Origin of the sequence: Halomonas sp. McD50-4 (assembly GCF_022348135.1) — a bacterium.
GTDB classification, from domain to species: domain Bacteria; phylum Pseudomonadota; class Gammaproteobacteria; order Pseudomonadales; family Halomonadaceae; genus Vreelandella; species Vreelandella piezotolerans.
In genome coordinates, this window is the sequence record NZ_JAKRFG010000035.1 from 1 (window position 1) to 1,718 (window position 1,718).

At 65.1% G+C, this 1,718-nt stretch carries 1 protein-coding gene; it reads left to right on the forward strand.

What is annotated here, in order from left to right:
- The first annotated feature begins 66 nt into the window (after nucleotides 1-66).
- A complete protein-coding gene (locus MHM85_RS18235) occupies nucleotides 67-1,485 on the forward strand; it encodes an IS1380 family transposase (protein ID WP_239286585.1) in 1,419 nt (472 codons plus the stop codon).
- The last annotated feature ends 233 nt before the right edge of the window (nucleotides 1,486-1,718 follow it).

Below are 1,718 nucleotides of genomic sequence, written 5' to 3' on the forward strand. Positions count from 1 at the left end.
CCCGGCTTATTCATGAGGCCGGCCCGAAAACGAAGATAGCGGATGGTATTCTCTTGAAAATTCAGTGTGTTCCGCCAAGAATCTGAACCAAGAGAGCCATCCGCTATGGGTGAAAGCCTATCCACCTGGACGCCCTCATGCAACGGCGCTGTCCGTGTTGAGCTGAGCGGCCAGCGCACTACCAGCGACAGCGGCGCTCTGCTGTTGCGTGAGGCCCTCGACAACAGCGGCGTGATTGAGGCGCTGGAAGACAATCTGGTCGATCGACGCCACCCGCTGCGCATCCTTCATTCGCTGGCCAGCCAGTTGCGTACCCTGGTGCTGCAGCGTGCGATGGGCTGGATCGACCTCAGCGATACCGACACGCTGCGCCGTGATCCGCTCTGGCAGCTGGCCTGCAGCGATGCGCGCGGGACAACGCCCCTGGCCCAGGACCGGCCGTCTCAAGCCACGCTGTCGCGGCTGCTGAGCTGCCTCGGTCGTAACGACAATATCGATGCCGTGCACGAAGGCCTGCTGCGGCTGGTGGTCTGGCGCCTGACCTCGCTGCAGAACGGCGAGCGTCCCAAGCAGCTGACGCTGGACATCGACGGCCTGCCGATCGAAGTCCACGGCCACCAAGGCGGGTCCGCATTTCACGGACTTTACGGTGCCCGCATCTACTCGCCGCTGGTCGCCTCGCTGGCCGAGACCGGCGACATGGTGGGTGGGCTGCTGCGCGAGGGCAACGCCGGCCCGGCCGAGAACGTCGACACCTGGATCCCGCATCTGGTGCGGCGACTCAACGAGAGCACCGGCGCCCAGGTTCGGGTGCGCATCGACGCCGGTTTCACCGACAACGCGACGCTGGAGGCCCTGGAAGAGCGCGACATCGAGTACCTGGGCCGACTGCGCAGTCACTCCGGCCTGCAGAAGCTGGCGGCACCGCACCTGAAGCGGCCACCCGGCCGGCCACCCGAGCAGCCTCGCGAGTGGTGCCACGATCTGGAGTATCAAGCGGGCTCTTGGTCGGCACCGCGTCGCGTGGTGCTGGTGGTGCAGGAACGCCCCGATGACCTGCTGCTGCATGCCTTCTTCCTGGTCACCAACCTCGGCAAGTTCGACTGGCCGCCGGAGAAGGTCCTGGCGCTCTACCGCAAGCGCGGCAGCGCCGAGGCGCACATGGGCGAGGTGAAGTCGGCGCTGGACGTGCACCTCTCGTCGACCGATCGTGGCGCCTCCACCGTTCAGGACGTGATGGCCCGCAACGAGGTGAGCCTGCTGCTCAGCCTCTACGCCTACCAGGTCCTGCATGGCCTGCGCTGCCTGCTGGAGCGGCAGACCCGGCAAGGCTGGAGCCTCAGCCGGATGCGCGAGCAGGTGCTGAAGGTCGCCGCCACGCTGAGGCTGCACGCTCGGCGAATCACCGTTCATCTGGGTGCCGCCGCCGACAAGTGGTGGCCAACGCTGCTGAAGGGGCTGCCGAAGCTGACCGCACTGAGCTGACGCTCCTGCGAGACCACCACAGCATCAGAAAGCGAGCGACCGGAGCGGCGGTCGGCGATCACGGCTGCTTGGACGGCCGCCATTGATTCCAAAGAGCTATAAGTAAGTAGGAAAAGGGCTGCGTTCTGGCATTACTCAACAGCCACTCGCGCTGAAGATGCGAATCCTGATAAGCAATGCCAACAGCCAGTACCTTCAGACCGCTCAATCAGCGCCCTCGTGAATAAGGCGGG